Origin of the sequence: Bacillus sp. EKM501B, assembly GCF_011800505.1 — a bacterium.
GTDB classification, from domain to species: Bacteria; Bacillota; Bacilli; order Bacillales; family Bacillaceae_G; genus Bacillus_A; species Bacillus_A cereus.
This window is the reverse complement of sequence record NZ_JAALFZ010000004.1, coordinates 81,838-107,312: the sequence shown is the minus strand read 5'-3', so window position 1 is coordinate 107,312 and position 25,475 is coordinate 81,838. Positions and strand designations below refer to the sequence as shown.

Sequence of the window (25,475 nt, the reverse complement as noted above, 5' to 3'; positions counted from 1 at the left end):
ATCACATTTTATTTTAATAAGAAACCTGCCGGAAACGGATCCGTAGGGTCTAATAGAAATGTCTGCATCCCTGTAATAAACCCTCTACTTTCAAAACGGAAAATGTATCCTAGTTCCTCCTTCTTCACTTTCTCCACAGTTATAAAACTATTAAATATACTTTCATTTTTAAAAGGTTTATCCGCCATATAATCATTTTTAAATAACGCATGAACATAGGAAACAATAGTAGAAACAAAACCTGGCGAACGTACGATAAAGTTATCTTCATGAAATGTAATCGATTTTATATGGTTCTTTTCTTTTTGCGAAGGATCTACTAAAATAAGCCTTTTTATTAGCGACTGTTTTTGTATAGTCTGTAGTGTAGCTTCTCCCCATCTTTTCAATTCAGAAATGTTTTCCATGCGAATTTCTGGCGAATACGCACCTTTCTCTACAACTGCATATACTTTATCTGCTTGTATGAGAGAATAACTTACATTACCAACCTGTAAATTTTCCTCAATCATATAGCATAGTTTGCTTTCAAACGAAACCGATATAACTTCATCATTCTCTACATACGCATGAACTAAAAATATTCCAGATAACGTTTCAATTTTATATTGATTGGACTCTCTCTTTTTTAAATAACCACTTTCGAGTAACATCGTTATTACTGCAACAATGCCTCCATAATGAAGCGGAATCGAACCTTCATGATTAAAAAATAATACAGCTGCATCCACTTCATTATGGATAGATGGAACGACAATACACCCATTCAAACCGATAAAACCACGTGGTTCATTTAATAAAAGCTTCATCTCTTCTGCTAATTCACCTGAAAATTGTTCATTTAATTGCTCCAAACTGTAGTAGTATTTGCATGGTACGTCTTTCATTACACGAAATGTCTCGCCATTTACATGTACGTCTACTGCTGTATACATTTTTTGAATGTTCATTTTATATCCTCCGTTTCATGTTCCATCGGCGGAATTAGCAAAAATCCTTCTTTAAGTGGATCCATTTCATTGTAAAAAAATCTATGCATACCCATAAGCCAAGCTGATCCCGTAATTTTCGTTATGACAGCTTCAATATTTTCAACATGTGTCGTATCCATGACATATCCTTTAAATAAAGAACCAACGATACTCTCATGAATGAACTCTTCACCAATCTCGATTTCTTTCTGAGCGTATAATACAGCTAGCTTCGCAGATGTTCCTGTACCGCATGGAGATCGATCTATTCCGCCTGGTGGTACAACAACTGTATTTTTCACATGCGCACATTCATGAGTAGGATCTGTATAAAATTCAACATGTGTTAATCCTCTTATAAACGAATACTCTGGATGAGTGATTTCAAACTTCTCATTAATTGTGTTCCTTATATGAATCGCCTTATCGATGATTGTAGATGCATTTTCTGGTACTAATTCTAGACCTACTGATTTCGCATCAATAATGGCATAAAAATTCCCTCCATACGCAATATCAGCCTCTATAGTTCCAATGTCTTTCACTTGTACAGTAATATTTTCCAATAAAAAAGCTGGTATGTTACAGAAAGATACTTCTTTTGCTTTTCCATCTTGAACAGCAATATCTACTTCAACTAAGCCAGCCGGTGTATCTAGTTTTAAAGAAGTAATCGGTTCAACTACCGGAATTAAACCTGATTCAACTAACGCTGTACATACACCGATTGTATCGTGACCACACATCGGTAAATATCCACCTGTCTCTATGTATATAACACCTATATCAGCCTCAGGATGACACGGGTCTGTTAATAATGCTCCTGACATTACATCATGACCACGCGGTTCATTCATTAACAATTTTCGAATCCAATCATACTCCTTTTTCATATGTAACATCTTCTCTGCTATCGTCTCTCCAATCAACTTTGGAAGTCCACTAATTAATGTCCTCGTTGGATTCCCACCTGTGTGTGTATCAATCGTCGTAAAGACTCTTTGTGACCTCATCCGTTTAACACCCTTTCTGTAAAACGACTCAAACGAAGTGGTTCAATAGGAATAATTGTCTCTTTTTCATTTAATAACTCTTCAATTACTTTTCCAGTAACTGCTGCAAGACTAATCCCATCACCTTCATGTCCAGCGGCAATGAAATAATTCGGAATATGTTCCACTCGTGAAATAATCGGTAAATGATCTTCTGTCCACGGACGTAAACCAGCGTAAGAACGAATTACCATCATATCTGCCATTTTCGGATAAAAGCGAATTGCTCTATTTGCGATACATTTAATGACTTCATTATTTATCCTCGTATGAAATCCTACAAATTCACGACTACTACCAATTAAGAAATTTTGACTTTCAGTAGGCTCAAATACGAGCGCAACCCCGTATTTTTCAGTTAAAGTATCCACTTTTCGTTTTCCGCCAAATTTAGAAATTAAATAACCGAATTCCATTACTTTACGGCATCCTACGTGTTGTTGCCTTGAAGCTACAATAATATGCCCTTTTCTCGGTTCAATTGGTATATTTACATTTAACATCTGACCAACCTTAGGAGCCCACACACCGGCTGCATTTACAACTTGTTTTGCTGTAAAAGTACCATTCGTAGTTTCTACAACAAATGAACCATTCGTCTCTATTTTCATACTCTTTACTTCGGTCTGCTTAAAGGCTTTTGCGCCAAACTTTTGTGCCTCTGACAGAAGCGAGAAAGCAAGGAGATATGGATTCACAGTTGAATCCGTCGCACATTCTAAACCGCCTAATAAATCATCAGCAAAAAAAGGCGACTCTTCTCTTATATCTTGCCTATCAAGCATTCGAAACGGTAATCCAGCTTCTTTTTGCCGATTTACCCATTGCTGCGCAGCTTCCATCTCTTCGTCTGACTCACATACGAGAATACTTCCTGGTGCCCTATATTCAAATGAATGCTCTAATTCTTCACTTAAATCAGTTACTAATTTTTGACTTACTAAAGACATTTGACTATCAAATCCCGGGTCTTTATCAATGGCCAAAATATTCCCATCACACCGTGAAGACGTCCCGCTGACAAATTCCCCTTTTTCAATGATTGTTACGTCTCTTCCGTATTTTGAAGTGTAATAAGCGATAGAACACCCTATTATTCCACCACCTATAATTAAAACGTCGCAGTGCCTCACAATATACTCCTCCTTTCCTAGCCCTCTCACTTTCTTTTTATGCAATTGACGTGCCAATTCTGTACATATACAATTTTTATAAAAAATATTTTTATTTGTAAAAATATTTTAAATTCATAGTAAATAGGTGTATTATTTTTTTATCACTGTCAAAATTTTTATACATAACAGGAGGACATTATGGAATTCTCATTTCCGACTATACAAGAATTTTTGGAAAGCGTTTTAATCAATCATACATGTAGCCTTGATCGCATTAAGAAAATAAACGAAAGGTTTTATTACCTCCCTTCTACTACAGAAGAATATAATTGCGCAATTATTTATGTAGATGACTCATTCACTGCATTAATTGACGCTTTTTCTTATGAATTAGCTGTTATCATCCTTAACGAAAACGATGAGCCGATATGCTGTATAACTTCTCAGCAAATGATTCCATTTCTTTATAAGTCCTACAATGAACTACAGTCATTTTATGACACTGTAATACAAACAACTGACTCTTCTGTTACAGTAATTGATAGTAAAGAATGCGTTCGAACTTGGACAGATGGTGCTGAAAAAATATTTTCAGTCAACCATAATGAGATTATTGGGCAACCGATTACTCGTTTTTTTGATTATAAAGACTTGGAAATTTTACAATCTTTACATGATGGAAAAAGCATAGTCGCTCAGTTCCATCAGCCTCGCCCCGATTTATTCGTATTAATTAATTCAAATCCAGTTTATTGTAATGATGAAATTATAGGAGCAGTCGTTTCAGAAACAGATGTTACAAATCAAGTCGCTTTAAATGAAAAACTATTTAATATGTCACATGAAATGCACCGTTTAGAACAAGAAGTGGCAAAGTATAAAGATGAATCCGATCCATTCCTTGCGATGAATGGAAAAAGTCCTGTTATACAAAGAACGATACAATTAGCTAGAAAAGTTTGTTCGGTGAAATCAACTGTTTTAATACTTGGGGAAAGCGGAGTTGGAAAAGAAGTATTTGCGAAAGCAATTCATGAAGCAAGTGAAGCAGCGAAGGCGCCTTTCATTTCGATTAACTGCGGGGCAATTCCAGAAGCATTATTTGAAAGTGAATTATTCGGTTACGAGCGTGGGGCGTTTTCTGGAGCAAATAGTAAAGGAAAAAAAGGTAAAATTGAACTCGCGCAAGGCGGTACTTTATTTCTTGATGAAATAGGTGAAATGCCACTTGATATGCAAGTAAAACTGTTACGTGTACTGCAAGAGCGAAAGTATTACCGAGTTGGTGGTGAAAAAGAAATTAATATTGATTTCCGTATTATCGCTGCTACAAATCGTGATTTACAAGAAGAAATGAGAAAAGGAACTTTCCGAGAAGATTTATATTACCGCTTAAATGTAGTTAGCTTGCAGATTCCACCGCTGCGCGAAAGACGCGAGGATATTATTGAATTAACCTATTCTTTCTTAAACGATTTTTCAATCAACTATAACAGACCAATTCGTGACTTACCTTCAAGCATTATGCATGAACTGCTTCATTACAATTGGCCAGGTAATATTCGCGAACTTCGAAACGTTGTTGAACGGCTTGTGGTATTCGCAACAGACGGAATTATAAAACAAGAATATTTACCATTTCATACGACTGAAACTTTAGACAACCATACAGCCCATTCCCTATTACTCAGCAACAATAATACAATCCTTTCTTTACAAGAAGAGATGGATGAGCATGAGAAAAAAGTTATTGAAAGGGCTTTACGAATTTTAAATGGGAATAAATTAGAATGCGCAAAACAACTTGGTGTAACAAGGGCTACTTTATATAACCGTTTAAAGAAACTTGGACTTCAATAAAGAATCAGTATGCACCGATCAGGCATTTACAGATAGCCCTCTCCTCCTCTATATTGGCATGATTTTTGCATATATAATTTGTGAAAACCGAACTAGAGGAGGAATACACATGACAAATAAAAACAACTTAATCGTTTGTCGTTGTGAAGAGGTTACATATGGGCAACTTCAATCGACAATTGCTGAATATAACTGCTCGGCAAGAGAATTAAAACTAAGAACACGTGCTGGCATGGGATTTTGCAGTGGTCGCACATGCAGAATAATGATAGATCGAATGATTGAAAATGCGAATCCTGACGTAACTCTTAATGAACTACCGTTAAAATATCAACCACCAATACGTGCAGTTACTTTTGGATCGGTAGGTGAAAGTAAATGAGTAGAATTACACATCACCCTATTTTAGGTACTTTACAAAGTAGTGAGCGTATTACCTTTCAATTTAACGGTCATCAATACGGAGCATATGAACATGAAACGATAGCTGCTGCCCTGTTAGCAAATGGAATTAGGACATTAAGAGTTCATGAAGATAGCGGAACACCGCGAGGTATTTATTGTAATATCGGACACTGTTCCGAATGCCGCATGACAGTAAATAATCAAACAAATGTACGTGCATGCTTAACTGTTGTAGAAGAAAACATGGTTGTTGAAAGCGGGAAACAGCATCCGAATATCGTGAGAGAGATGGTGAAAAAACGATGAGTGATGTAATTATTATTGGTGCAGGGCCAGCGGGATTATCTGCTTCTATTTCTTGTGCTCGTTTCGGACTAAAAGTGCTCGTTATTGATGAATTTATGAAGCCGGGCGGGAGATTGTTAGGACAGTTGCATCAAGAGCCTACTGGAGAATGGTGGAACGGAATAAAAGAATCGAAGCGACTTCATGAAGAAGCAGAATCACTTTCAGTACATATCAGGTGCGGTGTTTCGGTCTATAATTTAGATAGAGATGAAAACAATTGGTTTGTACATACTAATATCGGTACGTTAGAAGCGCCTTTCGTACTACTTGCTACTGGAGCTGCGGAATATTCTATTCCCCTTCCTGGCTGGACACTTCCAGGAGTGATGTCAATTGGAGCAGCTCAAGTTATGACAAATGTTCATCGCGTGCAAGTTGGAAAAAAAGGAATTATTATTGGTGCTAACATTTTGTCTTTCGCCATTTTAAGTGAATTGCAATTAGCGGGAATTACAGTAGATCATATTGTACTCCCTGAGAAAAGCGAGTTAAGTCAAAAAGCTGGTGAACCTGAAGAAGTTTTAAACTCTCTTTTAAATGCAGCTCACCTCGCTCCTTCTGCTTTCTTACGAATAGGTAGTCACTTTATGAAATTTGATTGGATTCGAAAAGCTGGATTAACATTCTATCCACACAACGGAATGAAAATAAACGGAACGCCACTTCACCTTCGGAAAGCAGCTCTTGAAATTATCGGAACAGATCAAGTTGAAGGTGTACGTATTGCTAATATTGACTCTAAAGGAAATGTTATCAATGGAACAGAGAGAATATATGAAGCAGATTTTGTATGTATTGCCGGGGGATTATACCCACTTGCCGAACTTGCAGCTGTAGCTGGTTGTCCCTTCCATTACATTTCAGAATTAGGCGGACACGTTCCTCTCCATTCCGAAACAATGGAAACTCCTCTTCCTGGTTTATTTGTAGCCGGCAATATTACAGGCATTGAAAGCGGAAAAATTGCGATGGCGCAAGGAACAGTTGCAGGTCTATCTATTGCTAAATATGCAAGCAAAAAACGTGATATAGTCGACCAACAATTATCTCACGCCATTCAAAACGTTCACTTTGTTCGTCAGAAATCTGCAATTCAGTTTAATCCGATGGTAGATATCGGTAGACGAAAGATAAATGAAATTTGGCGTGATTACTCTTCTACATATGCACATACTAAAAAGAGCTGCTGAGATTATTCTCGACAGCTCTTTTCTCTATTCATCTGAGTTATTAAATTTCGCTAATGCGTAAATGCCTTCTTCATCATCTAATTCAAGTTGTAACCTCGCTGCGAATGGATTGACATTATATTCTCTGTCAAGCAATAAGCGTAAAGCTTCGATTAAGTTTGCTTGAATTAAAATTTGCTGGCGACCATTTACCTCTACTTCCGCAGAGAAACCGTAGTCGTCATCATACATGAGTTCAACTAATACTTCTTCTGGACCCACTTGTCTTTTTTCAGCGATATATATACAAAGCGCATTTATAAGCTCTTGTTCAGAAATTTTTATTGTTTCCATGCTACTTCATCTGCTTTCTTCTTACGTTGGTCTTTGAAGTATTTAAATGCACGAACTGCTAACATTACGATACCAGCCATTACTAACATATTTACCATAAACGCTAATACAGAACCAAGAGCTCCCATATTTGCAAATAAGCTACCCATTAGTAAACCACCAAGACCACCTAGTAATAAACCTTTCATAAAGCTTCCTTTATTACTTTTTGGTGCCGTGTTTGTTGCTTTCGTTTTTGAATCTGGAGTCGTTTTTTGAGAATTTACATTTGAGTCTTTTTTGTTTAAATCAACTTTTGACTTTTGACCTGAACTTGGTGTAAATGATTTTTTACCAGATTTGTAACTTTTCGCTGCTGCATGATCTACGAACATAAAGCTGCTAGCCCCAAAGATAACCATGAATGCTGTCATTACTGCTACAAGTTTTTTCAACATATTATATCCATTCTCCTTTTATATAGATATATGTGAAATCTATCTTTCTAGTAAATTCAGAATGATAGATTTGTTTTTAAGAACATTTTAAAGGTTCTTATGAACTTATTATATGAACTTTTGTCGAAATATGCAAGTATTATTTACTTTCAACAGTTTGGTCACAAAGGAAAAATTAAGCAAAACAGAATTGACTTTAAATGAAACAAAACATATTATAAGTTCATAAGAACTTTTTATTATTTTGGAGGTGAAAAGATGGAAACATTTCATCTCACACGAAACGAAATGGCTACCCTTCTTCTATCACTAAGAGGATGGAATACGAAAAAGCCTCTCGGTATTTTACAAGAAGCTTGGGCAAAGTCACATAAAAAAGATATTGAAAGCGGACAAAGCGTTACAGCTTTTATTACTACCGCACTTTCACCTATTTTTGAAAAGCTGATTAAAATTGACGATACTGATGTCGGTTTTTCTTTAAATGAAATAGTTGCGCTTGGCAATCAGATTGAAAACACAAGTTTCTCTGTAACTGCTATGCAAAACTGGGTGAAACGAGATATAAAAGAAATGATTGGCTCTCCTCAAAAAGGGAAAAAATATTCAATCGAACAAGCAGCCTTACTATTTATTGTCGAAGATTTAAAAACAGCACTTGATTTTGAATCCATTCGTAAGCTATTACGCCTTATTGTAAATGACCCAGCCGATCGAAGTGATGATTTAATCAATCCTGTTCATTTATATGTAGCATACTCTTCTTTATTTGAAGAACTCAATCAAGGGAATTGCTTACAATTAAATGCAACAGATACCGTTCATACAATTGAAAACATCGTAAAAGAAAAAGCTGATAAAATCGCAAGTAAGTTCGATCAAATTAATAACGAACAACGCGAAGCAATTCGTAACGCTATTATTATTGCGACCCTTTCTGTACATACCGCTTATGTACAAATGTTAGCAAAGCGTTACGTAACAGCAACTTTATTTTTACAGAACTTAGATGTGAAGCCTTAAAAAATAGGAGCAGAAATGCTTCTATTTTTTTATGAGAAATTTTTAATAATCTTTTCATTAACCCTTCATGAAAACGTAGCTTATATACTTTACTATAATACTTATGAGAGACATAAAAGAATTGAAATAGCAATCCCCTATGTAAATAAGGTATAATCTACATATGGTGAACCTTTTATGCAATTAAATAAAAGGTTCTTATACTCAAAAATTCATAAACTAGAAGGTGCAACAATGTTAAGTAGTTTTATTCATTCAGTATTAACGTTTTTTGAAGGATTAGGTTATTGGGGCATTATGCTTGGACTTATGATTGAGATTATCCCAAGTGAAATTGTCCTTGCTTATGCAGGATACTTAGTATTCAATGGAAGTATCTCATTTATAGGCGCAGTTGTATTCGGTACAATTGGCGGTGTTATTGCCCAAATCTTTATTTATTGGCTTGGACGATATGGTGGACGCCCTATATTAGAACGTTATGGAAAATATATTTTCATACATAAAAAGCAAATAGACGCTGCAGAAGATTGGTTTAATCGTTACGGAACTGGTGTCATTTTTACAGCACGCTTCATTCCAGTAGTGCGTCATGCGATTTCAATTCCTGCTGGTATTACAAAAATGCCTTTACTACGTTTCACTACACTAACAGCACTTGCGATTATCCCTTGGTCTATTATTTTCATTTATTTAGGTGAAAAGCTAGGTGAAAATTGGGAAAATATTAACGATATTGCTGGTCCGTATGTGAAATCATTCGCAATTGGTGGCGTCGTACTTATACTTTTATACTTCGTTATAAAAAAATGGACAAAAAAGCGTAAAAATCTTGCTTAAGGATATAAAAAAGCCGCTATAAATTCAGAATTATAGCGGTTTTTTATTTATATTAATCTTCAGGAATTATATAACACCTTTCCATCTACATTTACATGGATAAGCAACCATTCAATCATTTCTTTCGTATATTATCTCAAAAAGGAGTGATTCCCCTATGCATTGGCAGCAAAAAATACCATACTTAATCGGACGCCCTATCGGTATTTCCTTCATAAATGGGCAAGGAACTTCTGGTGTATTATGTTCAGCTCATGATGGTCAATTATATGTGTATGAATACCTTATCAAGCCCAGTTCGCAATGAAACATTATGATTATAGACAGATTCAAGATATACATGCATTCCCAAATTGTCCTCACCAAAATCCTCTATACTAAAAAAATCGGAACGGCTCATAGCCATTCCGATTTCTATACTTTATTTCTCAGAATTAAATTTTTGCACTGCTTCATCAAAATAAATCCAACCTTTCCAGCCTAAATGAATCGTATCTTTTAAGAAATACTTATCATATTCATGACCAGAGAAATCAACTACTGGATATCCTGCTTTCTCAACCTGCTCTCGAACTTTTTTATAATACACTTCACGGCGTTCTTTCGGGAAGCCAGTATAATCATACCAAGGCCCATTTACAGGTACAGAAATAAAGAGTGGTTTGACATTTTTCTCTTTAAATAAATCTAAAATAATTTGTAAATCATCGTATTCTGGTGATTCATCATATGTTTCATTTGCTCTAAAGTTTTTTAAACCTTTTAGTTTTTTCTTCAGATTATTCTTATGATAATACGGATTTTCAATTCCGAATGTATTTGTAGTAGACTCTGCTTTCCCTTCTTGTTCTGCGTGTTTACGTGCGTCTTCCCAAGAAATTGAACGAAGTCCGATATTTGTTTTCTCTTTCATCGGTTCGATTTTAAATAAAGAGTTAAATAAATCTCTATGATCTAAAATATTTCGATGCATATAAGCAAGTGGTTTAACTAAACCTGCTTTTATGTTATGTTTCGTATCATTATATACAATACCTTCTAATGAATTTTTTAATATATCATCTTCTTGAACAACTTTATAATCTAATAGCCGTTTCGCGATTTGCTTCTTCATTCCTGGATTTATCTCATCATTAAAAATAAAATGATATGCTTGTTGTTTGGAGAAATTATTAGTGAAATCCCCTTGTGATACACCAGTCTTTGTAAACCATTGTGGTGAAAGAACAAACACTACTTTTTTACCTTCTAATTCATCCATAGTAGATGTCATATTTAAAATATGAGCTAAACTTTGTGTACCACCAGTTCCAATTAAAAACGGTGTAAAACCAGCTGGATTTACTTTGAAATAATTAGACGGATGATATGCATCCATTCGTAAAAATTCTGATGAACCGTACATCGGTAAATACTGTGAATTCTCTAACATTTTTTGCTGTAAGAAAACACTTTGTAATTTCTCTTTTTGTAAAGAAGTTGCCGCATCTTCTACCTTCTTATCACTAATAAGCGATACTAAACTTTTCGATGGGATTAGAATGATAATGAAAAAAAGCACACACGCTAAAATTATAGGACCAAAAGCATGCTTCATTTTCATCTTCTGTCCCTCTTTCTATCGTTATTAAATTGTAACCCTTGTTTTTGACACGTCATCTTTTCTCTCCTTTGTCTCTATACATGTTCCATTCTATTTATCTATTATATACATGTATGTATTTCCTTCCTTGTTCTATTAAGCCCTATATAAATAGCGCAAGAAAATGTTTCCATAGAAACATGTTAATTATACAAGATTCTACATAAATTTCACACTGGAATTTTAGTAATAATTTTATTTTTTAACAATGAAAAAATATATGAAATGTCTAGAATTCTTTGGATGATGTATGGAGTTCAAAATATGATAATAAGCGCCCGCTATGATCAACTTCATGAGTATATATAAACCCGAGCTTTCGTAAAAGTTTTTTCGAGCTCTCATTTGCTACTTTAACTCTAGCAATTATTCTTGTTACATTCAAAGTCTCTATTGCATATTTAATGGAAGCCTCTGCTGCTTCTAATGCATACCCATTCCTCCAATGTTCTGGGTCAAGAAGATACATAATTTCTATTTCACCTGTTTCATCTACCTTTCTTAAACCACAATGTCCTAAAAGCTTTCCTGTTTCACTATTAAATAACAACCATACCCCGAAGTCATACTGTTCCCAATGTAAGATAAGTTGCCCAATATAATCATTTGTTTCTTCCTTCGACATTCCTCTTGATTTAGCCAGCCATTTGCCAACAGTATCTTTTTTTAATATGTTATAAAACTGATCAATATCTTCTACAATTGGTTTCCTCATAAATAATCTTTTTGTATAAATTACTTTCTCTTCTTCAAATATAGACATCATTTTCCCTCCAAATACTGTTTACAGACTAATAAATTATACCATGAACTATTTTTCTAACTTTAAATAAGAAAAAACAGACTATCACATACGTGAAGTCTGTTTCCCCATTCTTTTATTTTTGTAAATCTGCCCATTTTAAACTTGTAGCTGGACCAAATTGATGTACATATAAATCTTTCACATATGGTTTTTGTAAGTAAGATAATCCACGCTGGAATACCGGTGCAATTACTGCATCATCAAGTAGCATTTTTTCAGCATCTTGCATTGCTTTCCAGCGAGCCTTTTCATCATTACCTAATTCTGTTTTAATCTTCTTAATTAATGCATCATATTCTGGATTTGCATATTCTGTATTATTAACACTGCTTCCAGAAAGGAATACTTCTAAGTAAGTCATTGGATCTGGATAATCTGGTAACCAGCGTGATAACGACATTTCATATTCTTTCTTCTTCTCAAGTGCTAATTTTTGCGTATGCGGCTGTAATTTCACATTCACTTTTAATCCTGGTAAGTTTTTCTCAAGCTGCTCTTTAATGTACTCTCCAACTTTTTTAAAGTTTTCTAAGTCATAATTTAATAATTCTAAAGTCACTTCATTTGTACCTGTCTCTTGTTTTGCTTTCTCCCAATATTCCTTCGCCTGTTTTACATTTGTCTTATTAAACTCACCAGACGTACTTCTAAAATCTTTCTTATCTGGGCCCTTTAAAAATCCTTTTGGTACGTAATAGTTCGCTGCAACCGATCCATCATTTAAAAATGAATCTGCGAGTCCCTTCTTATCAAAAACTGTACTTAGCGCAAGACGTGCATTTTTATTTTTAAGAATCGGTACATTTTCATTAAATCGGAAGAAGTACATAACTGGATCTGTATATTGTTTTAGCTCTTTATTATTTTTATATTTATCTACGAATTCTGTAGAAATAACAGCTCTATCAACTTTATCTGTTTCATATAAATTTACCGCAGTTGAAATTTCTTTTACAATTTGATAGTTTACTTCATCTAACTTCACTTCTTTTTTATCCCAATACTTATCGTTTTTCTTCATTGTAAAGCTAGCTTCATGCTTCCACTCTGATAATGTAAACGGTCCATTATATACCGCTTTATTTGCTTCTAATCCATATTTATCACCTTGCTCTTTCGCATATTTTTCGTTAATTGGATAGAAGGATGGTAAAATTAATAATTTCGTAAAATACGGTACAGGATGTTCTAGCTCTACGACGAATGTTTTATCATCCTTCGCTTTTACTCCTAATTCATCTAGACCTAGTTGTTTTTTATTTATCTTCTCAGCATTTTTTACATCGTACGCAATGTATGCATATTGAGAAGCTGTATCTGGATTAATCAATTGCTTCCAAGCGTATACGTAATCATGGGCGGTTACTGGATCTCCGTTAGACCATTTCGCATCACGCAATTGGAATGTATATGTCTTTCCATCTTTACTCACTTCATATTTTTGTGCGCCGGCTTCAATTTCTTCATCATTTTTCGATAGACGAAATAGTCCTTCCATTACGTTATTCAAAACGTTAAACGAGACTGCATCTGTTACTTTCCCTGAATTTAACGACGGAATTTCACCCGTTTCTAGTAACTGTAATACTTTCTTCTCATCTTTCGGCTTTGTTGCAGTTTTTTCTTTTGCGCAGCCAACTAAAAATGAAGAAACTAATAGAGTACTAACTAATGAGTAACGAACAACTTTTTTCATTTAAAAACCCCCTCTATTTTTAAGGTAAGTAACGACGAGCACCAGCGTATTCTTCTATATATCCTGGTGTATTTAGCGGTATAATCTCTACCGATCTTTCAGCTCTTGGTGAGTGAATCATATTGCCATCACCAATATACATTGCGACGTGATGGACACTACCTTTCCCTTGATCATGTGCAAAGAAAATTAAATCTCCCTTTTGTAGATTTTCTTTATCAACTGCAACTCCTGCTCTTGATTGCGGTCCAGAATCTCGCGGAATTGTAATGCCGTGCGATTTATAGATCGTATGCGTGAAGCCAGAGCAATCAAATCCAAAACCACTTGTACCAGCCCATATATACGGTAATCCTAAAAACATTTTCCCTGTGTTAATTAAATCATCGGCCGCCGGAGTTGGAATATCAGTTTGAGATTGGTAAACTGTTCCATCATTTTTACGTATCCATGCTTTTTGCCCATTTGGCAACAATACACGGTATGAAATTGTGTCTTCACTTAATAGCGGCAGTCTTGTATTATAACTGACTTCAAGTGATTTATGTTTTTCAGAAGGGTTTATATATAAAATCGCTGTTGGTTTGGTTATTAAGACAAAAGGTTCATTTGTTTTATCTGCAAATTCTTGATTATATGTTAATTGTTTTTCTGGCATCCAGCCCGGATAACCTTCTTCATTTCGGGGTGTTGGCTGTCCATGCACTAATACCTTCACCCATTCGCCTTTCTTATCAATAACAGTTACTTCTTGACCGAGTAACGCTTGTGTTTCTAATTTATTTGCATTTGTTAACCATAGTTTCTCGTCAAGTGTCATTGATTTCGTCCATTTCCATAGATCCACTGGATTTGTTGTACTCGGTGTATCGATTGGCCTTAATGAATCAGGTACTGTCCATAACGTTGCAGCAGATACATCTATAAATGCTTTATTATCCTTCTTTTCTTCAGCATTTGCCGATGTAAACGATGAAAATAAAAATAAAGTTGTTAAAAATGCAGTTCCTACTTTTTTCATATTTATCCCCCTTAAAAGATAGTTTACTAGTCTCTTCTCCTAAGACTTACTATTCACTGTCGATTGAAGGTTTACCTTTGATCCAGAATAAGTCATTCCTTCTGGCTCTTCCATTAACCAAAGCGGTGCATCAAGATCAAAATAATGAATATTAGGATGCGCTGCCGCTAAATGCGCAACAGCACTAACGGAAAGTGAAGATTCCATCATGCTGCCCACCATACACTTCACACCAGCTGTTTCTGCGATATCTGCAATACGCCATGCTTCACGTATACCACCACATTTCATTAATTTAATATTAATGAAGTCTGCATATCTTCCTTGAACGAGCTTTAATGCGTCACTTGCTGAAAATATACTTTCATCGGCCATAATTGGCGTTTGCACACGATCTTTGACATACTTTAACCCATCCCAATCTTTCGCGTGTACTGGTTGTTCAATAAATTCTATATTTAAATTACGATTTTCCATTTCTTGAATAATAGAGACCGCTTCTTTTGGACTCCAACCTTGATTCGCATCTAAACGTAATATCGTATTTCTTGGTACCACATTTCGAATTGCCTCAATACGTTCCAAATCTAAATGCGCCTCTTTACCCACTTTAATCTTTAATGTTTGAAATCCTTTTTCTATATGTTTCTTCGCTTCTTTTGCCATTAATACAGGCTCATCCACACTCACTGTAATATCGGTATGAATTTCTTTCTTCCCGCCTAACAAGGCATATAACGGCACATTTTGATATTGGCAATATACATCATATAAAGCGATATCTACCGCTGCTTTAGCACTTGAATTTCCAATACAACTCATTTGAATGCCCTGTAGTAACTGCTGAAACTGAATGATATTTTGACCAATTAAACATGAACGCATCGGTCCTAAAATCGCTTCTTCCATTCCGCTGGTGAAATCCCCCGTAATAACTGGCGTTGCGGCTGCAGCCCCCTTACCAATCACTCCTTCGTCTGTATGAATATAAACATCTATACTTTCAATTTCTGTTACAGTACGAAGCGCGGTTTTAAACGATGTATGCAGTTTTACACGTCTACGATTTACTTTTACATCTGTAATTTTCATTTTGTTCATCCTTTCATTCTCCAATGAAGTGAAATTTTAATCCACCGGAGATTTATACCCACGGATTATTAGGTAAACCTATTGGGCATTTACTCTTCTATCTCTCTACTTTGTTTTCGTTCACTTTTGATGTAGGACGATAATGTGAAATAAAAAAATCCAGCCATAAGAATGATTCTTACGGCTGGATTTTGTCTATGATTGAGTAGACAAAGCAGCAATCTGATTATATTTTTTCTGTGCATCTTTTAGCGCTACAAGTAACGCTTTTTGAGAAGAACCGAAATATCGGTTCTTTACTTCCATTACTAACGCCGGGTCATTTATATTTTTATGTAGAAATAAATATTTAACAAATTGAGATGTTAATGCAATTGTCGCTGAGCAGTCTGCATCTACAATTTCCCCTGTATCCTTAACAAGTATAAATGCTACGAAATAGCTTTTATACTTTTCAGTAATGGGATTATTTTGAGGTGCTTTCGCATCCCCTACGATATAAATTGTATTTGAAGCGTACACAGCTATCTTCCTTTCTTATACGAGGATAACGGGTTCTTAATAGTCGTATGAGCGAGGAACTCAACGTTGATTAAAAAATGTATCCGCTTACCTTGTATTATAATATAATTGACAGAATTTTAACAACATTTATTTTAGTGCATATTCCATATTTATGAAAATAGCTTAAACTCTTCATTTCTACAATATGTGATTGTTCCTTGTACCATGACATTCATACATAAAAAACTGCACCCCCAATTGTTAGACGGTGTCTAACAATTGGGGGTGCAGTTCAATGGCTAACTGTTTTTATTACTTTGGCATCACAAATATAGTTTCATTTGACTTAGAAAATTGATACTCTTTTCTCGCTAACTTCAAAATTTCTTCCTCATCGTCTGTTAAATTTTCTATGTTAGTCTTTAAAGAATCTTTATCTTTCTTTAAAGATACTAATTGCTTCTTTTGATCCGTAATCGTATCTTTCTTTTTATCAATTACTTCTTGTTGTTTCGTTAAAATATATTGAACATATAGAGTAGTTGCCGCAATAAAAAGGACCATAAAAATAAGTCGCCTTAACTTCTTTTTATTTATCCTACGCTTGTCACTAGGTTGTGATAATTGCTCTGGTATATTAGGAACATTTACTCGCTCGAGTTTCCTCATTCAAATCCCCCTAACCCATATTTTTCACTACCATCGGCACGTTTTCTTACTAAACTAAATTCTATTCTTATAAAATAAACTCCTTCACAAAAATATCCCATAAATTAACCAATTAAAGATAGCATTCGACGACATTTCCATATTTACACCGATTTTTTTTATACATGCTGCTATAAAATAGTAGTTTCTGTAATTCTTTTTCTACTATTGTAGAAGAGTTTTTTCACACACAAAATTCCTTCCCCACATATCCATGTTATAACATGCTTACAAGGAGGGGGAATATGCATTACCGCACATTAGGTAAAACTGGAATAACTGTTTCTGAAATAGGTTTTGGCGCATGGGCAATCGGTGGTGATGAATGGGGACCTGTTAACGATAAACAATCTATAACCGCTATAAAAAAAGCAATTGAGTGTGGTGTGAATTTTATTGATACTGCGGATGTGTATGGTTTAGGACATAGTGAAAAGTTGGTAGCTACCGCGATTAAAGGACATCGTAATGATATTATCCTATCAACGAAAGGTGGTTTAATCGGACATCACTACGACCCTAATGGAGTTCCTGTATATGATACTCCCGAAAAAATCATCGCCGTATTCGAAACAAGTTTACAACGTCTTCAAACAGATTATATTGATCTTTATTTTTGTCATATTTGGTGGCATAATCGTAGAGAAACAGAAGCATTTCTACGTGCATTTGACATATTAAAACGTGATGGCAAAGTAAGAGCAGTCGGTGTTTCGACTCATGATTTACAATACATTCATCATTTCAATAACAACAACGAAATTGATATCGTACAACTTGATTACAATATATTAAATCGAAAACCAGAAAAAGATATATTACCATTCTTACAAGAGAAAAATCTAGGAGCTGTTATTCGTGGTCCATTAAAAATGGGCATTTTAACTGGAAAATTCACAAATAAAACAATTTTTCCAGATGGAGATTTACGCAAAGATTGGCCAAATGAAACTTGGTTTCAAGAAGACTTACAAACCGTAGAGAAACTTCGGCTGCTCTCAAATAAAAATCAGACCCTAGGGCAACTTGCACTTCGCTATGTACTCTCTCATCCGGCAGTAAGTGTTGTAATTCCTGGTGCAAAAACAGGAACACAAGCACAAGAAAATGCAAATGCATCTGTTCGCCCTATTTTGAGTGATAAAGAGCTTAACTATATTCATTCAATATAAAAAGCCCAATCCGGGCTTTTTAATTTGGCAAACTAATATCATACTCCATTCGCTTCGCTGTGTCCTCCGCAACATGCACACCTAACAAGTTTTTCACAATATGAAATGCCATATTAATTCCAGCTGAAATTCCGGCAGATGTTATAATATGTCCTTCATCTACAAACTTTACATTTTGTATAACTTCAACATTTTGAAACTCATTTTTAAACTTTTCAATACTAGCCCAATGTGTTGTTGCTTTTAAACCTTCCAGTAAACCTGCTTTCGCCAGTAATAGCGCTCCTGTACAAACTGAAGTCATCAGCTTTACTTCTTTCATTTGTTGGCGAATCCATTTTATTACTATTTCATTTTTCATTTCATATTTTCTAGCACCTAGTCCACCCGGAATTATTAAAATATCCACTGGTGGTAAATTTTCAATACTATAATCTGGCTGTACCTTCAATCCATTCCTTGCTGTAATCATTTCCCCATTCTCGCTAACTGTATAAACAGTAAATGTTTTTTCTTCATTCACCTCAGTCACAGAAAAAACTTCAAATGGCCCTGCAAAGTCTAACACTTCTACTTCATTAAATAAAAATATACCAACACTCCATTTATTCATCATAAGTTCACTTCCTGTTTCAAATGATGTAAAAGGTGATTATATCCTTTTTCTAATGCAATATCATACGCTGTTTTCCCATCATTTTTCTTAATCATCTTATTAGCTCCATTTTTAAGGAGCAACATAATTATTTCTTCATTTCCTAATAATGCTGCTTCGTGGAGTCCTGTCCAGCCACCACTTTGCATAATATTTACATCTGATCCTTTTTCAATTAAGAAAGCGACAAGTTCACTTTGCTTGTTCGCAATTGCCGCTTGCAAAGGTGTATTTTCATTTTCGTTTTTCGCTCTACTATGTAAATCTGCACCGCTTTCTAAAAGAAAACTCGCTATTTCTTTCTGTCCAAAATAAGCTGCTAAATGAAGTGGTGTCCAGCCATCTTCACTACATTCGTTAACAATACTTGGACTCGCCTTTATAAACTTCACTACTTTTTCCTTATTACCACTTATAACAGCTTGTGCTATTGATTGTAAATGCTCCATAATAATCTCCCATCCTTCAAAATATTTAAGCATCTCCTTCTACATGTTCTATTAATTATTATATTTTCCTTTTAAAATCTTAAGTTTACATAATAATATTATATATATTACTTTTTTGTGCTTAATGGCTGAATAGCAATAATGTTAAAAATACTGCCTTTAAACAATGAAGACCATGATTTCATTAGAGTTACTGAAAAAGCAAGCAAAAAACTATACACATAGTTTTCATCATATTTGTTCAGTTTCATGAACTAAAACAGGTAATGTTTATTCTGCTATTTATGCTTTCAACATATCAAATAATATTATTCCAATAAAAAAACAATCCCTTTTTAAAATGGATTGTTTTTTTATTTCTTTTTTATACTGTTTATTTTATTTTTGTATTTTCAATGATGAAATAATTACATTTACAAAAATGAAACGATACTATCTTAAACTCTCTTATAGTAAATTTTTCGTTTGAAAACAAAAAACACACTTCCACCTTACGATTGAAAAAACATATGTAAAAGTCTCTAAAACAGCTGCCTTATCATACTAATCTATAGCAATTCTGTCTTCTTCCCTTACCTGTTTCCTTTAACACATACGATTTTAAAACTAGCGCCGTTAATGAATCTGTTAATGTTTTATATGATAAATTTGATAATGCCAATAGATCGTTCGTATATAGCATTCTATGCTTCTCTAATAATAATAGTACTAATCGTTCAGACGGTTTTAATGCCTCATCACTTTCTAGTATAAAGTCTATATTTTTCATTTCTCTAATTATTACTCCTTATATAAAAAAATACTTTAGACGCTTATTTAATATAAAAATAATACATAACAAAATTATAAATATATTAAAATAGCACCATCTAAAAACACTATTATACTATAACATAGAAGTAGTGTTTCCCCAAATAGGAAATGCTTTTTTATATCGCTTATAAGATTCTTGCAAACCTACATAATATTTTGTACCATTACCCGCCAAGTTTTCTTCTAATTTCGCTGCTCATCCTGATGTATTTGTAATCAATGAAGTTCTTCTAAATTTATAAACAAATAAAAAACGGTTCGTCTATCATGCCCTAAACATGAATGACAACCGTTTTCCAGCTTCTTCTTAATTAACATGTTCTATCTTAAATATTTCTTGCAATATGCGGCTTACTGTAATGACTTGTTCCACCGCCACCAACTACTACTTTACCGCCTTTTTCGAAAATTAATAATTTACTTGAACCATCTGCAAGAAGCACTATTACTTCAGCATTATTACTTGTTGCTACATAAATTACATAACCACTCTTTGATATACAAGTTTCCCAATTCGAATCAAATTCTGATCTTACTACACGATTTGAATACACTTGATTTTCAATTCTATCTTGTTCTACGTTTTCCAAATTGATTCCTCCCACTTCACTAAAATAGCATTTATAGGAAAATAACAGCCCTATATAAAATAGTAGCCGACTTTAACATAAATAGTATATGTAATTAGTAGGAGAATGCTTGGACAACGAAAACGAAATAGACTTCATAAATTTCACAATTGAAACTTCTCTTTAATCATTTCAGCTACTTCTTTTGCACTCAAATACGTGTTATTAATTTTTATATACTCTTCTTTTTCAATTTCACCATGAAGAGAGTTTAATCTATGCTTTTTCATCGTTTCTTTCAAATTATTTTCAGACCACTCAATATCTCTTTTTTTCGGTTTATGTTCTAATCTATTCGGGCTTTTATTTCGTTCTAATCTTTCATCTAATTCCGCTTCCAGCTCTACAAAATACACTGTCCCACCTTTTGATTCAAAAATACTTTCTACATGATGTATATAATCCCAATCCGCTTGGAGGTCAAATGCCCATATATACGTAAAAATCATTCCAGATAAATCACTTTTAGATACTTCTTCAAATATTTCATTACGAAATAAACTTACTAGTCTTTTTGCTTCTTTCGTACTGTAATCAAAAATTGGACTTACTAAATCAATTGTCATGTGGTTATGAAAAAGTTTTAAACCGGTTAATGTTGCTAATTCTTGCCCCACTGTCATTTTTCCAACTGCTTGTGGGCCAAATATCAATATAAGTTTCATTTATTTCCCTCCAATCTTTCTCTATAAACCATTACATAAAATAAAAAATAAGGCAGCCGATTTTAAATCGATCGCCTTATTTTTTATTCATAGTTTTAGTTCTATTCTTTTCGCACAGCTTCAAAAGTAATCATTTGATTTGCATTTGACGGTTCTTTTTCATAATCATATTCAGCAGAGCAAGTAATATTAGAGAAACCTATACTTTCTAAAAGAAGTTTAAACTCTTCTATTCCATACCAGCGCAGCGCAAAGCGTTGCAATTCTGTTTGTACTAACTGTCCTTTACTCCACTTTTCATATTTCAAATATGACACAGTAACTTGGTTCAGCCAATCTATTTCAATTGATTTATTTTCTAATGTGATTCCGTCTCCACTCGGCAAAGAGAAAGTCGATGTATGAATTTCCCCAGTCTTCCAGTCATGCGGAAGCATAATATCTACGATTAATCGTCCATCTGGATTAAGATGTTCATAAAAACATTTCAATGCATTTATAGAATCCACACGATTTTCAATTAAACAAAAAGATCCAGTAGGAATGATAATTGCGTCATATTTATGCGGAAGTGAAAATTGTTGCAAGCTTCCTTCATATAAATTAGGATGTAAGCCTCTCTCTTTACAGCGCTTACGGCAAGAATCTAGCATTTCAGGTGAATAATCTATCCCATCCACTTTAAAACCAGCCTCTAGAAGCGGAATGATGACACGTCCTGAACCTACTGCGGCTTCGAGGATTCTTCCTCTACAATCTTTTAAACGTTTTTTGTAATACTCAATATCACCATTTAAAGAATAACCGACTGGTTTTGTGTAATCATACAGTTCTGTACAAAGTGTACTATAAAAGCTAAACATTTATTTTCTCCTCCGTTTTTACGTACGGAAGATTTCAATTCAACTAATCTTCCTGCACCTCTGATTTTAATGATATTTCGAAAGAGCTGACTGTCATAATATATCACTCACTTTCCATAGAATATAATGATATTGTATTACATAACCTTCCAATTCGAAATATAAAAATTAAAAATTCAGACTACAAATTAAAGAGCTTACTTTAGTAAGCTCTTTAGAAAAAATATTTATTTCACAATCGGCAATGTCACTTCACTTAATTTCACTGTAAGTTTCGTGCCAGCTTTCGGTCTAATTGTATAATCATAATCACTTGCAATTAAAACAACTCCGATTTGATGCCCCGCTTTAAATACATAATCATCTGGCTGCATGTCCCATGTAAATGTATAATCTTTGCCCGGTTGAATCGCTGTTGAATTTTCTATACTCTTTAAGTTTTGTGGATCCATCCAGCCTCTCGTTACGATTTCCGGCTTCGCTCCTCCATAGTCAACAAGTAATGCTGTTAAATTTGATACAGATCGATCAATATTTCCTGTAATTGAAATCTTTGGTGTACCACTTATACGCGTATCTTTTTGCAGTACAGGCATTGTATATACTAATCGATTTGCTACTTCTAATTCTGGGTTTGCTACTAATTGGTTTGATTTCATTTGTGCATCATCTAAGAATGAGAAAACTTTATTAGCCGATCCCATACTTAATGGCAAATTGACTAATTTATTACTTAAATACATACGGATTTTTGAAGGTACAGCTGATGGATCTGGCCAATTTTTTATCTTTTGCCACGTTTTATTTTCTCTTTGCACATCAACCATTGGTTCATCCATAATTCCATTTTCAATTCCGTATAACCAATAATCTAACCATTTATTTTGTGTTTGCTGCCAGTTATTACTTGATGTCCCACCATGACCACCTTGATGTAGCCACATTTTACGCGGAACATTATTTTCTCCAAGTGCTTCCCACCATTGCGCGAACTGTTTTGTTTTAACATTCCAATCGTTTAAACCATGAACAACAAATACACTCGCTTTTACATTTTTAGCATCTTTTACATAGTTACGTTTATCCCAAAAATCATTATAATTACCTGTTTTTCTGTCTTGTCCAGCCGTTAACTCTTTTATAACTTGTCCGCAAACTTCAGGGTTTTCCCTTGTCAGTACTGCTTCTGCCATATTATCTGTATCTTCCCCTTGATATCCGCCTGGAGCAATGACTGCACCATTTGCACGATAATAATCATACCAACTACTAATTGCTGCGATTGGAATAATTGTTTTTAAACCTTCGACTCCAGTAGTCGCAACAGCATTTGGTAAAGTACCATTATAGGAAACTCCAGTCATACCTACATTTCCTGTAGACCAATTTGCCTGAACTTCCTCACCCTGTTCTGTAAATGCTTTCGCGCGACCGTTTACCCAATCAATAACAGATTTTGTCCCGAGTATCTCTTGTTCATCTCCAGTTGTAGGGCATCCATCTGATTTTCCAGTACCGATACTTTCGCCTAGAATAACTGCATAACCTCTTGGCACGTAATAGTTCCCATACGAACCAAGATTAACCGCTCCATACGGTTTTCCTTCATACACATACAATTCTTCATCTACATTATATACAGGAACATCTTTTAATCCAGATCGATATGGACTCATTTCATAAATAACAGGAACTTTCACATTCGGATCTGTCTTTGGACGCATAACTTTTATCGATACTCTGTCTTTCTTACCGTCTCGATCACTATCAACTTCTGTCTCTACATATAAATTTTCGATAATAGCTTCATCGAGAGAATAAATCGGTTTTGTCATCCCATTTTCTAATTCAATTTTCGTACTTTTAGTCTCTTCCTTCTTCTCTGCATGCACATCCATAGTAAAGCTAGGTATAATTGTTGCAGATAGCATTGCTGACAGTGTAATTGCCATTTTCTTTTTACTCAAAATGTTCCCTCCCCTTATTCGTTCTCTTTTACTATATAACAAAATAACTGAAAATTCAGTTTTATTTTATATAAAAGTTGAGAAACTCAAAGATTTCTTATTAAGTAAAATTTAATGCAGGTATGAAAGTATTTTCCCACTTCCTCCTTCTTTATAAAGTGAAACTTTAATCAGCCCTCACCAATTGGGCGTTTACGATCAGCAGGGCCACTTCTTTGCTTTCGCTGAATTTTGAGGTGGGGTCTTACTGCCCGGCAAATAGCGGGATAAATAGAGAAAAAGACAACCGATATTTCTATCGCTTGCCTTACATTCCATTTATTATTTTTCTAACTCTTTAAAGGTATCTTTCAAGTCTTTATCAGATACCTTTATATCTGCATTTTTAAGCAGTTCTCTAGTAACTTGTTGATGGAATTGAGGATCTTGTATACGTTGCTGTTCTAATTCTTTACGAATATTCTCTTTCTCTTCCTCATACGGTTTAAGCTCTTTTTTATCCGTTAGCTTAATAATATGATATCCGAAAGAAGATTTAACAGGTTCACTCAATTGACCAACTTCTAACTTATACGCAGCATCCTCAAATTCTTTCACCATCATACCAGGTCCAAATTCAGATAGTTCCCCACCTTTTTCTTTAGAACCTGGATCCTCTGAATATTGTTTAGCCAATGCCGCGAAATCTTCGCCACTATTTAATTTTTCTTTAATTTCTTTTGCTGTCTTTTCATCTTTTACTAAAATATGGCTAACTTGAAGCTTTGGCTTATAATGATCTTTAATATCTTTTTCCGTTACGGTTGCTTTAATAGCTTTTTCAAAAGCAAAAGTAAGCTTTAATTTCTCTTTCAACTGATCTTCATTTTTCACACCATTAGATTCCATATATGTATTAAAATTATCGCCCATCTTGTCTTTTAATTCTTTTAGTTGTTTCGTTACCTCTTCATCCGTAACTTTATATTTATCATTTAATACTTTTTCTACTACCATTTCAGATAAATTCTGTTTACCGTAGTTTTCTTTTAATTTTTTGTTAAAATCACTTTCTGAAATGCTTCCTGATTTTGTCGTTACAATATTATCTGATGAACCACATGCAGATAAAGATAACGTCATACCCATTAAAATGCTACCAATTACTAATTTCTTTCTTTTCAAATCTGAATACCTCACTTCATTAAATTCAAATATAACTATGTAAATATAACGTTTTC

27 protein-coding genes and 1 pseudogene are annotated in these 25,475 nt (G+C 34.3%); 8 read left to right on the top strand and 20 right to left on the bottom strand.

Annotated features, from left to right (window positions below; translation table 11 throughout):
• Positions 1 to 8: 8 nt before the first annotated feature.
• The 3 genes from HFD78_RS11475 to HFD78_RS11465 are packed head-to-tail and all read right to left on the bottom strand — an operon-like array spanning position 9 to position 3,156.
• Positions 9 to 950, bottom strand: coding sequence for a proline racemase family protein (locus HFD78_RS11475; RefSeq protein WP_061139182.1), 942 nt, complete (start codon positions 948 to 950; stop codon positions 9 to 11).
• The gene (locus tag HFD78_RS11470) at positions 947 to 1,984 is read right to left on the bottom strand and encodes a proline racemase family protein (RefSeq protein ID WP_097998110.1); all 1,038 of its coding nucleotides are present in this window, start codon (positions 1,982 to 1,984) and stop codon (positions 947 to 949) included. Before HFD78_RS11470 ends, HFD78_RS11475 begins: the two co-directional genes overlap by 4 nt.
• Positions 1,981 to 3,156, bottom strand: a complete 1,176-nt coding sequence (locus HFD78_RS11465) for an NAD(P)/FAD-dependent oxidoreductase (RefSeq protein ID WP_098005464.1) — start codon at positions 3,154 to 3,156, stop codon at positions 1,981 to 1,983. Before HFD78_RS11465 ends, HFD78_RS11470 begins: the two co-directional genes overlap by 4 nt.
• A 180-nt stretch (positions 3,157 to 3,336) precedes the next feature.
• On the opposite strand from HFD78_RS11465, the gene HFD78_RS11460 reads away from it, so the two are divergent.
• The 4 genes from HFD78_RS11460 to HFD78_RS11445 all read left to right on the top strand — a co-directional run bounded on the left by HFD78_RS11460 (position 3,337) and on the right by HFD78_RS11445 (position 6,941).
• On the top strand, positions 3,337 to 4,998 hold the full coding sequence (locus HFD78_RS11460) for a sigma-54 interaction domain-containing protein (protein WP_000395824.1): 1,662 nt from the start codon (positions 3,337 to 3,339) through the stop codon (positions 4,996 to 4,998).
• 109 nt (positions 4,999 to 5,107) lie between these two features.
• Positions 5,108 to 5,380, top strand: coding sequence for a (2Fe-2S)-binding protein (locus HFD78_RS11455; RefSeq protein WP_116291448.1), 273 nt, complete (start codon positions 5,108 to 5,110; stop codon positions 5,378 to 5,380).
• The gene (locus HFD78_RS11450; RefSeq protein ID WP_000087067.1) at positions 5,377 to 5,709 is read left to right on the top strand and encodes a (2Fe-2S)-binding protein; all 333 of its coding nucleotides are present in this window, start codon (positions 5,377 to 5,379) and stop codon (positions 5,707 to 5,709) included. The genes HFD78_RS11455 and HFD78_RS11450 overlap by 4 nt, the downstream gene beginning before the upstream one ends.
• The gene (locus HFD78_RS11445) at positions 5,706 to 6,941 is read left to right on the top strand and encodes an NAD(P)/FAD-dependent oxidoreductase (protein ID WP_097813695.1); all 1,236 of its coding nucleotides are present in this window, start codon (positions 5,706 to 5,708) and stop codon (positions 6,939 to 6,941) included. Before HFD78_RS11450 ends, HFD78_RS11445 begins: the two co-directional genes overlap by 4 nt.
• Before the next feature lie 24 nt (positions 6,942 to 6,965).
• Here HFD78_RS11445 and HFD78_RS11440 read toward each other — a convergent pair whose 3' ends face one another.
• Together HFD78_RS11440 and HFD78_RS11435 are read right to left on the bottom strand one after the other, a co-directional pair.
• Complete coding sequence (locus HFD78_RS11440; protein ID WP_000447747.1) at positions 6,966 to 7,274, bottom strand: YxcD family protein; 309 nt, start codon at positions 7,272 to 7,274, stop codon at positions 6,966 to 6,968.
• Positions 7,262 to 7,711, bottom strand: coding sequence for a hypothetical protein (locus HFD78_RS11435; RefSeq protein WP_000914478.1), 450 nt, complete (start codon positions 7,709 to 7,711; stop codon positions 7,262 to 7,264). Before HFD78_RS11435 ends, HFD78_RS11440 begins: the two co-directional genes overlap by 13 nt.
• A gap of 258 nt (positions 7,712 to 7,969) precedes the next feature.
• On the opposite strand from HFD78_RS11435, the gene HFD78_RS11430 reads away from it, so the two are divergent.
• From HFD78_RS11430 to HFD78_RS11420, 3 genes and pseudogenes are all read left to right on the top strand, one after another.
• Entirely contained in the window at positions 7,970 to 8,734 is a 765-nt protein-coding gene (locus HFD78_RS11430) for a DUF1836 domain-containing protein (RefSeq protein ID WP_000447231.1), read from the top strand.
• Positions 8,735 to 8,968: 234 nt separating this feature from the next.
• Positions 8,969 to 9,574: an undecaprenyl phosphate transporter UptA gene (gene uptA / locus HFD78_RS11425; RefSeq protein WP_000952913.1), complete on the top strand. Its 606-nt coding sequence runs from the start codon at positions 8,969 to 8,971 to the stop codon at positions 9,572 to 9,574.
• A gap of 157 nt (positions 9,575 to 9,731) precedes the next feature.
• Positions 9,732 to 9,955 (top strand): annotated as a pseudogene (locus tag HFD78_RS11420) (hypothetical protein).
• A gap of 40 nt (positions 9,956 to 9,995) precedes the next feature.
• Here HFD78_RS11420 and dltD read toward each other — a convergent pair.
• The 7 genes from dltD to HFD78_RS11385 form a co-directional block, all read right to left on the bottom strand.
• On the bottom strand, positions 9,996 to 11,177 hold the full coding sequence (gene dltD, locus HFD78_RS11415; protein ID WP_000782305.1) for a D-alanyl-lipoteichoic acid biosynthesis protein DltD: 1,182 nt from the start codon (positions 11,175 to 11,177) through the stop codon (positions 9,996 to 9,998).
• Positions 11,178 to 11,445: 268 nt separating this feature from the next.
• Positions 11,446 to 11,979, bottom strand: coding sequence for a GNAT family N-acetyltransferase (locus tag HFD78_RS11410; protein WP_191968075.1), 534 nt, complete (start codon positions 11,977 to 11,979; stop codon positions 11,446 to 11,448).
• A gap of 115 nt (positions 11,980 to 12,094) precedes the next feature.
• Positions 12,095 to 13,717, bottom strand: a complete 1,623-nt coding sequence (locus HFD78_RS11405; protein WP_000758254.1) for a peptide ABC transporter substrate-binding protein — start codon at positions 13,715 to 13,717, stop codon at positions 12,095 to 12,097.
• Positions 13,718 to 13,736: 19 nt separating this feature from the next.
• Entirely contained in the window at positions 13,737 to 14,738 is a 1,002-nt protein-coding gene (locus HFD78_RS11400; RefSeq protein WP_087875453.1) for a C40 family peptidase, read from the bottom strand.
• A 39-nt stretch (positions 14,739 to 14,777) separates the two neighbouring features.
• On the bottom strand, positions 14,778 to 15,839 hold the full coding sequence (locus HFD78_RS11395; RefSeq protein ID WP_116291449.1) for a dipeptide epimerase: 1,062 nt from the start codon (positions 15,837 to 15,839) through the stop codon (positions 14,778 to 14,780).
• A 186-nt stretch (positions 15,840 to 16,025) separates the two neighbouring features.
• Positions 16,026 to 16,352, bottom strand: coding sequence for a DUF3870 domain-containing protein (locus HFD78_RS11390; RefSeq protein WP_000271318.1), 327 nt, complete (start codon positions 16,350 to 16,352; stop codon positions 16,026 to 16,028).
• Between the two features lie 294 nt (positions 16,353 to 16,646).
• On the bottom strand, positions 16,647 to 17,003 hold the full coding sequence (locus HFD78_RS11385; protein WP_097813696.1) for an FtsB family cell division protein: 357 nt from the start codon (positions 17,001 to 17,003) through the stop codon (positions 16,647 to 16,649).
• Positions 17,004 to 17,287: 284 nt separating this feature from the next.
• Between HFD78_RS11385 and HFD78_RS11380 the strand changes: the two genes are divergently transcribed.
• Positions 17,288 to 18,214, top strand: a complete 927-nt coding sequence (locus tag HFD78_RS11380) for an aldo/keto reductase (RefSeq protein ID WP_097813697.1) — start codon at positions 17,288 to 17,290, stop codon at positions 18,212 to 18,214.
• A gap of 19 nt (positions 18,215 to 18,233) precedes the next feature.
• On the opposite strand, the gene HFD78_RS11375 is transcribed toward HFD78_RS11380, so the two are convergent.
• From HFD78_RS11375 to HFD78_RS11340, 8 genes are all read right to left on the bottom strand, one after another.
• Positions 18,234 to 18,830 (bottom strand): DJ-1/PfpI family protein, encoded by a 597-nt coding sequence (locus HFD78_RS11375; RefSeq protein WP_097813698.1) that lies wholly within the window; start codon positions 18,828 to 18,830, stop codon positions 18,234 to 18,236.
• Positions 18,827 to 19,318 carry an ankyrin repeat domain-containing protein gene (locus HFD78_RS11370; RefSeq protein WP_000400684.1) on the bottom strand — a complete coding sequence of 164 codons (492 nt, stop codon included), beginning with the start codon at positions 19,316 to 19,318 and terminating at the stop codon, positions 18,827 to 18,829. Before HFD78_RS11370 ends, HFD78_RS11375 begins: the two co-directional genes overlap by 4 nt.
• 538 nt (positions 19,319 to 19,856) lie before the next feature.
• Complete coding sequence (locus tag HFD78_RS11365) at positions 19,857 to 20,087, bottom strand: hypothetical protein (protein WP_000789031.1); 231 nt, start codon at positions 20,085 to 20,087, stop codon at positions 19,857 to 19,859.
• A 370-nt stretch (positions 20,088 to 20,457) separates the two neighbouring features.
• Positions 20,458 to 20,721, bottom strand: a complete 264-nt coding sequence (locus HFD78_RS11360; protein ID WP_000432429.1) for a hypothetical protein — start codon at positions 20,719 to 20,721, stop codon at positions 20,458 to 20,460.
• Between the two features lie 143 nt (positions 20,722 to 20,864).
• On the bottom strand, positions 20,865 to 21,425 hold the full coding sequence (locus HFD78_RS11355; protein WP_000767062.1) for an AAA family ATPase: 561 nt from the start codon (positions 21,423 to 21,425) through the stop codon (positions 20,865 to 20,867).
• 101 nt (positions 21,426 to 21,526) lie between these two features.
• Positions 21,527 to 22,288, bottom strand: a complete 762-nt coding sequence (locus HFD78_RS11350; RefSeq protein ID WP_000490927.1) for a class I SAM-dependent methyltransferase — start codon at positions 22,286 to 22,288, stop codon at positions 21,527 to 21,529.
• Positions 22,289 to 22,515: 227 nt separating this feature from the next.
• Positions 22,516 to 24,255, bottom strand: coding sequence for a Xaa-Pro dipeptidyl-peptidase (locus tag HFD78_RS11345; RefSeq protein WP_097813699.1), 1,740 nt, complete (start codon positions 24,253 to 24,255; stop codon positions 22,516 to 22,518).
• Between the two features lie 321 nt (positions 24,256 to 24,576).
• Positions 24,577 to 25,419, bottom strand: a complete 843-nt coding sequence (locus HFD78_RS11340; protein ID WP_002103226.1) for a peptidylprolyl isomerase PrsA — start codon at positions 25,417 to 25,419, stop codon at positions 24,577 to 24,579.
• Between the last annotated feature and the right edge of the window lie 56 nt (positions 25,420 to 25,475).